Source organism: Streptomyces sp. NPDC006393 (genome assembly GCF_040628575.1).
GTDB lineage: Bacteria > Actinomycetota > Actinomycetes > Streptomycetales > Streptomycetaceae > Streptomyces.
Genome location: NZ_JBEXZD010000103.1, coordinates 22,559 through 30,719, shown reverse-complemented (window position 1 = coordinate 30,719; position 8,161 = coordinate 22,559). Strand labels below are relative to the sequence as shown.

Here is an 8,161-nt window from a genome sequence, read left to right as displayed (position 1 = left end):
GCATGGGCGGCAGCTGGCCGAAGTCCTCGCCCTGGAACTCCTGCTCCGGGATGATCTGCGAGACGGTGAACTCGTCGCGGTCCAGCGTCTGCTCGCCGCCACCGCCGTGGGTGATCGCGTCCGGCAGCATGACCAGCGAGGTGGTGCCGGCCTGCTCGCCGGAGGGGCGCAGCTGGACGCGGATGCCGTGCCGGTCGGCGAGGCGGCCGACCACGAACAGGCCCATGCGCTGGGAGATCGCCACGTCCACGGTGGGCGGGTTGGCCAGCTTGTGGTTGATGTCCGCGAAGTCCTCGGCGGTCAGGCCGATGCCCTTGTCGTGGATCTCGATCATGACCCGGCCGTCGGGCAGCCGGGTCGCCGTGACGCGGACCTTGGTCTGCGGGGAGGAGAACGTGGTGGCGTTCTCCAGCAGCTCGGCCAGCAGGTGCACCAGGTCGGTGACGGCGCGGCCGTGGATCTCGGCCTCCGGGACGCCGGACAGCTCGATGCGCTCGTACTGCTCCACCTCGGAGGAGGCGGCGCGCAGCACGTCGACCAGCGGCACCGGCTGGTCCCAGCGGCGGCCGGGCTCCTCGCCGGCGAGGACCAGGAGGTTCTCGCCGTTGCGGCGCATACGGGTCGCCAGGTGGTCCAGGCGGAAGAGGTTCTCCAGCTGGTCGGGGTCGGCCTCGTTGTTCTCCAGGTCGGTGATCAGGGTCAGCTGGCCCTCGATCAGGGACTGGTTGCGGCGCGAGAGGTTGGTGAAGATCGCGTTGATGTTGCCCCGCAGCAGGGCCTGCTCGGCGGCGAGCCGGACGGCCTCGCGGTGGACCTGGTCGAAGGCGCGCGCGACCTCGCCGATCTCGTCGGTGGAGGTGATCGGGATCGGCGCGACCCGGGTGTCGACCCGGCCGGGGTCGGTGCGCGAGAGCTGGTCGACCAGCATCGGCAGGCGCTGCTCGGCGATGCCGAACGCGGCGTTGCGCAGCTGGCGCATGGAGCGGCTCATCTGGCGGGCCACCAGACCGGCCAGGATGAACGCGGCGAGCAGGGCGATCAGGACGACCGCGCCGGTGATGAACGTCGACTGCTTGGCGTCGTCGGCGATGCCGGCCGCCTCGTTCACCGCGGTGTCGGCCATGTCCGACTCGATCTTGCGATAGGCGTCGAACTTGAGGGTGTTGACTGCCCACCAGTTCTGCGCGGTGACGCCCTTCTGGGCGATCCCGGCGCGCTCGGCGGGGTCGGTGGACTTCAGCGAGGCCAGGGTCGCGACCATGTCGGCCGGGTTGGCCGGCGGGGCGACGTAGTTCGGGTCCTTGGCCTTGGCCTCCCGGATCATCTCGGCGGCCTTGGACTGGATCTCCTGCTGCTGCGCCTGGAGCTTGTCCGCGTCGGCCTGCGTGCCGCCGCCGAGGTACTCCTCGGAGGCGATGCCCTCCAGGTAGGCGTAGGAGGACAGGGCCACGCGCTGGCTGGCCAGGCTGCCCGTGCCCGGACCCGGCTTGACCAGCATGTGCATGCCGATCGAGCGCTCCAGGGACAGGGCCGCCTTGGTGAGGGAGATGGCGTAGACGGTACGGCCGTAGGACGTGATGTTGCCGGTGCCCAGGCCGAGTTCGTTGGCGAACTCCATCAGCGGGTGGGCGACCTTGACGTAGCCCTCCTCGGTCTGCACGCCGGAAAGCTTGGAGCTGTACGCGGCGGCGCGCAGCGACTGGAGTTCGGGCTCGGTCTCGCGGAACAGCTTCAGCCGGCGCTCCAGACCGGCCTTGTGCGGCATGTCCTTGGCGGCCTGGTCGAAGCCCTGGGCGGCCTGGTCGGTCAGCTGCCGGGCCTGGGTGACCGTCGAGTCGCTCGGACCCTTGCCCTGGAGCAGGGGAGCGGCCGCGATGTCACGCTCGTTGTACAGGGCGTTGGCGTAGGTCAGGGAGGCGCGCACCAGGCGCGCGGTCTTCTCGGCGTCCTGGGCGTCCTGCCAGGTGTCGATCGAGCTCTTGACCTGGAAGCCGCCCATGACGAGGCCGACCAGCACGGGTATGAGCAGGATCGCGTTCAGCCGGGTGGGCACCCGCCAGTTGCGGGGGGAGAGGCGGCTTCCGCTGGGGGAGGCAGTGGCCGCCGACTCCGAACCGGGCACGTGTGCGGGCGCCGCACCGCGCGGCGGCGGGGTGAAGTTGCCCCGGGCCGACGGCTCGGAGCCGTTCTTGCTTCGCCTCACTCGACCAACAACCTCTCGGCGGTCGGCACCTACGTCGTGCCGCACTTTCTCAGAGCCCTGTCCGCCGCGGACGACTCTCTACTGGTGAGTACGTCCTTGACTATGGGGCAGTTCAGGCATTCCAGCACGCCGACATGCGCTCTTCCAAACAGTTGGAACGGGCAGAGCCCGCTCTTGTAAGCCCCAGATAAAACGGTCATAAAGAGCGAGCCGCGCCAAAAGGCGGGCTGATTGTGCGCGCAGCGAGACCGGATGTGCGCGACGCGTGGCCGTACCACCCGATTCCTCTGCCGAAACGTTATGAACACCGGGGCCGACCGTGTCAAAGGACACAGCCGGCTCCGGTGCGTCTACGCCGATCGCTACGGCAACTGCCGTACACACCTGCGCACTTGCGCAGGTGCTCGGCCGGTCGAATGCCGTGCGGAACGAGGAGCGGGGCTACCGCAGGCGGGCCATCAGGGCGTGTTCCACCAGCGTGATCAGGGCGGACTTGGCGTCCGCGCGGTGCCGGGCGTCGGTGGTGATGATCGGCGCGTCGGGCCCGATCTGGAGCGCCTCGCGGACCTCGTCCGGGGTGTACGGCTGCTGGCCGTCGAAGCCGTTGAGGGCGATGACGAACGGCAGGCCGCTGTTCTCGAAGTAGTCCACCGCCGGGAAGCAGTCGGCCAGACGACGCGTGTCGACGAGGACCACCGCGCCGATGGCGCCGCGGACCAGGTCGTCCCACATGAACCAGAAGCGGTCCTGGCCGGGCGTGCCGAACAGGTACAGGATCAGGTCCTGGTCCAGGGTGATACGGCCGAAGTCCATGGCCACCGTCGTGGTGGTCTTGTCCCCGGTGTGGGTGAGGTCGTCGATGCCCGCCGAAGCGGACGTCATGACGGCCTCCGTGCGCAGCGGGTTGATCTCCGAGACGGCGCCGACGAACGTGGTCTTGCCCACGCCGAAGCCGCCCGCCACCACGATCTTCGCCGAGGTGGTCGCCCGGCCCGCGTCAGAGCTTGCGAAGTCCACTGAGCACCCTTTCGAGCAGCGTCACATCCGGAGCGCCACCGTTGTTCTCGTCGCCGCCCGGCTGGTGGATCGCCACCAGACCGGCCTCGGCCAGGTCCGCGACCAGGATCCGCGCCACACCCAGCGGCATGGTCAGCAGCGCCGACACCTCGGCGACCGACTTCACCTCGCGGCACAGGTGGCAGATCCGCTGGTGCTCCGGGAGCAGTCCCATCAGCGCTGCCGGGTCGGCCGTGGTGCTGATCAGCGCCTCGATGGCGAGCTGGTAGCGCGGCCGGGTCCGGCCGCCGGTCATCGCGTACGGACGGACCAGCGGCTGGTCGCCCTCGTCCCCGTACGGCTCGGCGTACGGATCATGATGGGCGGTGGGCGGGGTCATGAATCCTCCGGGCGGGACAGCAAGTCGGTCGGGCAAGCCGTCTGACGGGGCCGGTGGGGGGATTGTGGCGGCCGGACGGTGATTTGGTGAGACGGGTGGTACCGGGGCCGGTCAGTGGAGCAGACTGCCCTGTAGTTCGGCGCGCAGGTCGGGCGTGAGCACCGCCCCCGCACGGTCGACGAGGAGCGCCATCTCGTAGCCGACGAGGCCGATGTCGCACTCGGGGTGGGCGAGGACCGCCAGGGACGACCCGTCCGAGATGGACATGAGGAACAAAAAGCCGCGCTCCATCTCCACGACCGTCTGCGCCACGTCGCCGCCCTCGAAGATCCGGGAGGCCCCGGCGGTCAGCGAGGTCAGACCGGACGCGACCGCCGCGAGCTGGTCCGCGCGGTCGCGCGGGAAGCCTTCGGACATCGCCAGAAGGAGTCCGTCCGCGGACACCACGACGGTGTGGGACACCCCCGGGGTGTTGTCCACGAAGTTGGTGATCAACCAGTTGAGGTTCTGTGCCGCCTGGCTCATCTGGCTCAACTAACGCTCCTGCTGGTGAGTGGGGCTCGGAAAGCTGCCCGTCTGACCGGTACCGGCCTGACGACCCTGTGCGATGCCCCGACGGAGATTGGTCAGCCGGCCGCGTACGTCGTCGGGCGAACGCGAGACCTGCGGACCGCTCTGGTGCTGTTGCTGCTGAGCCGTGCCCGGGACGAGGTTCGCCCGGGGCACCCGGCGCGGCAGGCCGGAGGTGGTGACGCCGCCCGCGGCCGGCTGCCGTACGCGCTCCGCCTGACGGACGAGTTCGTCGTTGGGCGAGGTGCGCCAGGCAGCGGTGGCGGCGGGACGCTGGGGGCCCGTGGGGGCCTGCTGCTGCGGGGCGGCCGGAGCCGGCCGGCCCGCCTGCTGCCGTTCACCGCGGAACCAGTTGGTCTCCAGGGTGTCGTACAGCGGGGTGCCGCCGTCGCCCGGACCCGTGGCCGGCGGCAGTGCCTCCGGCTGGGCCGGACGCTGCTGCTGCGGGGCCGGCCGGCGCGGGGCGCCGAAGTCGGCCGGGCCGGCCTGCGGCCGCTCGAACCGACCGGTGGACGAGGGGTCCTGACGGCCGGGCAGGGCGTGCTGGCCGGTGTTGCCGCCGTTGTAGCCGGGCTGCGGGTACTGACCCGTGGAGCCGTTGTCGTAGGCCTGCGGCGCCGCGAACTGGCCGGTCGAGCCGTTGTCGTAGGCCTGCGGTGCGGCGAACTGGCCGGTCGAGCCGTTGTCGTAGGCCTGCGGTGCGGCGAACTGGCCGGTCGAGCCGTTGTCGTAGGCCTGCGGGGCCGCGAACTGGCCCGTGTCCGACGGGTTGTTCTGCGGGGCGTTCGGCGCGGACGGACCGAAGATGTCCGAGCGTACGAACGAGCCCGTGTTCTGTCCGGCGCCCACGCCGGGAGCGGGGAACTGGCCGGTGTTCTGGCCGCCGTTCGCACCGGCGCGCGGGGCGCCGAAGTCGGGGCGGGGGAACGACGAGGTGTCCGCCGGGCCGCCCGGCCCCTGCCGGTCGTCGAACGCGGGAACCACGGGCATCTCGGCCGTGGCGCCCGGACCCTGGTGGTCCTCGACGCGCGGCATGCGGGACGTGTGCGCCTGCTCCGCCTCGTCGTGGCCGCGCGGCGTGTCCAGGGCGGCCGGCCCCGTCGCGTTCTCGTTGCCCCAACTCGGCGTCCGCGGCTGCGGGTTCCCGCCGGGCAGCTCCGCACGCGGACCACCGCGCGGGGGAAGCTGCGGCTGCCCGCCCTGCTCGGCACCGGCCGCACGCTGCGGTGCCGCGCCACCGGGCGCGTTCCCGCCGAAGGCGTCCTGCCGGCCGCCGCCGAAGGCGTCCTGGCGGCCACCCGTGCCGAAGGCGTCCTGCCGGGCGCCCCCGAAGGTGTCCTGGCGGCCCCCGTCGGCGTAGCCCGGACGTCCGTCCCCGGGCCGGCCGTCGCCGAAGCCCTGCGGCGCGCCCGCCGCCTGAAGACCCTGCGGCGCACCCGGCCCACGGCCGCCGAAGCCGCCGCCCGCGCCCGCCGGTGCGGGACGGCCCTGCTGCGGCTGCGCCGGACCCTGCGGCCCGCGCGGTGCGCCGGGGCCACCCGGCGCACCGGGTCCGCCCTGCCGGCCGCCCGTGCCGGGCAGCGCGGCCCGGGGGCCCTGACCGGCACCGACCTGACCGCGGGGAGCGGCCCCGGCGCCGAGTCGGCCGGCACCGCCGGCACCGCCCGCGCCCAGCGCACCGCCGCCCGCCTGACCGTTCTGGCGTCGCGCCGCAGCCGCGCCGGCCGCGGCAGCGGCGGCCGCCGGGCCGCCCGCACCCGGACCACCGGGCTTGCCGGGACCGGGCTTCTTGCCGCCCTGGGCGACGTCCACCGGCAGCATGACGAGGGCCGTCGTACCGCCGGAGTCCGACGGACGCAGCTGGATGCGGATGCCGTGCCGCTGCGACAGCCGGCCGACCACGAACAGACCCATGCGGCGGGAGACGGAGACGTCCACGGTGGGCGGCGAGGCGAGCCGCTCGTTGATCGCGGCCAGGTCCTCGGGGGAGAGGCCGATGCCGGTGTCGTGGATCTCGATGAGCACCCGGCCGTCGGGCAGCGCGTGACCGGTGACCTTGACCTTCGTCTGCGGCGAGGAGAACGAGGTCGCGTTCTCCAGCAGCTCGGCCAGCAGGTGCACGAGGTCGTTGACGACGCGGCCGGCGACCTCGGTGGTCGGCACGGCGGCCAGCTCGATGCGCTCGTACTGCTCCACCTCGGACGCGGCGGCGCGGAGCACGTCGACCAGCGGGACCGGGCGGGTCCAGCGCCGGCCGGGCTCCTCACCCGCGAGGACGAGGAGGTTCTCACCGTTACGGCGCATACGCGTGGCGAGGTGGTCCAGCTTGAACAGCGAGGACAGCTGGTCCGGGTCGGCCTCGCGGGACTCCAGTTCGGAGATCAGCGACAGCTGGCGCTGGATCAGACCCTGGGAGCGGCGCGAGAGGTTGGTGAACATCGCGTTGACGTTGCCCCGCAGCAGGGCCTGCTCGGCGGCGAGGCGGACCGCCTCGCGGTGCACCTCGTCGAAGGCCGCGGCCACCTGGCCGATCTCGTCCCGGGAGTGCACACCGACCGACTCCACGGAGGTGTCCACGTCCTGCGGGTCGGACTCCGACAGCTGCTTGACCAGTTCGGGCAGGCGGTCCTGGGCGACCTTGGTGGCGGTCTCCTGGAGGCGGCGCAGCGAACGGATCATGGAGCGGGCCACGACGAAGGCGCCGACCAGCGACACACCGAGGACCAGGAGGATCAGCGCACCGGAGATGATGGCGTCCTGCTCGGTCGTGCTGCGCAGCTCGCGGGCCTTCTGCTCCATGTTCTCGAGCAGCGTGTGCTCGATGTTCTTCATCTGCTGGATCTTGGTCGAGCTGTCGTCGACCCAGTCGCGGTAGGAGCGCTTGTCCTGCTGCTCCAGGCCGTTGTCGCTGTCCAGGGCGCGCTTGGCGTAGGTGTCCGCGGCCTTGATCGTCGGGTTGCCCTCTTCGATGGGCCGCAGGAGGTCCTCGACGCCGCTGCCGTAGATGTTGCGGAAGCTGTTGAGCTCCGAGGTCTGGCCCTCCAGCGCCGACTGCGCGTAGAGGCGGTCGTTCTCGGAGAGGTGGCCCTCGCTGGTGTTGTTCGCGGGCAGCGCGGCCGCGATGACGGCGCGCTGGACGGAGGCGTACTCCTTGGCGGAGGAGAAGGCGGCGAGCGCGCGGGTGCGCTGGATCATCTCCGGGTTGCTGGTCGCCTCGGCCATGTCCTGCGACAGGCCGAGCAACTCGGTGATGAGCCGGTGGTAGGCCTCGACGGTCCGGGCCGAGTTGCCCTCGTTCTCGTAGGCGGTCTTGCGGATCTTGCCGAGGCCGTTGAGCTCGCTGGCGAGACCGACGATGGTGTCGCGGACGCCCTGGAGGTTGCCGTCCTTGCTGGCGGCGTCGATCTCCTCGGAGGCGTCGAGGAAGTTGGCCTTGGCCCGGTCGGTCTTGTCCCGGAAGCCCTTGACGGCGATCGCGGTCGCGCTGGACGGGTGGGACAGCGGGCCGGCCGACTGGTCGCGCTCGTCCTGGAGCGCCATCGCCAGCTCGGTGGCCTGCTGGGTCATGTCCGTCAGCAGCTTCATGTTGTCCAGCTGCTGGATGTCGTCCATGTTCTGGCTGATGCGCAGCGCACCCAGCGAGGTGGCCGCGACCACGGGCAGCGCCAGCAGCGAGACCAGGCGGGTGGAGATGCGCCAGTTGCGCATCGCGATCCGCGAGCCGGTGCCGACGGGGCCCGGGCTCCTGGCCGGGGTCACCGCCGACGCGGGGCTCGCCGACGCCGCCGGGCCGGCCGCGGCGGCACGCCCGGGGCGCTCGCCGCTGTCACCGGACGGGGCCGGGCCCGGGTTCTGGGCGTGCTGGGGCGAGGAGCTGCCCTTCATGGGGCCAGTCCCGTCGTGCGACTCCGGCTCCGCCGAAGCGCTGCCATCCCTCTTGAAACGTCCCTGCACTAGCGTCGCAACCTCTGGACCAGGCGCCCCTCCGCGCG

General features: G+C 72.0%; 5 protein-coding genes. All 5 read right to left on the bottom strand.

The window, feature by feature from the left end:
- A partial coding sequence (locus ABZ484_RS30860) for a nitrate- and nitrite sensing domain-containing protein (RefSeq protein ID WP_358869211.1) occupies positions 1-2,203 on the bottom strand: 2,203 nt, incomplete at its 3' end.
- A gap of 441 nt (positions 2,204-2,644) precedes the next feature.
- Entirely contained in the window at positions 2,645-3,220 is a 576-nt protein-coding gene (locus tag ABZ484_RS30855; protein ID WP_067301226.1) for an ATP/GTP-binding protein, read from the bottom strand.
- Positions 3,201-3,599: a DUF742 domain-containing protein gene (locus ABZ484_RS30850; protein ID WP_030168425.1), complete on the bottom strand. Its 399-nt coding sequence runs from the start codon at positions 3,597-3,599 to the stop codon at positions 3,201-3,203. Before ABZ484_RS30850 ends, ABZ484_RS30855 begins: the two co-directional genes overlap by 20 nt.
- 111 nt (positions 3,600-3,710) lie before the next feature.
- Positions 3,711-4,124, bottom strand: coding sequence for a roadblock/LC7 domain-containing protein (locus ABZ484_RS30845; RefSeq protein WP_121890767.1), 414 nt, complete (start codon positions 4,122-4,124; stop codon positions 3,711-3,713).
- Between the two features lie 9 nt (positions 4,125-4,133).
- The gene (locus ABZ484_RS30840; RefSeq protein ID WP_358869210.1) at positions 4,134-8,123 is read right to left on the bottom strand and encodes a nitrate- and nitrite sensing domain-containing protein; all 3,990 of its coding nucleotides are present in this window, start codon (positions 8,121-8,123) and stop codon (positions 4,134-4,136) included.
- Positions 8,124-8,161: the final 38 nt, after the last annotated feature.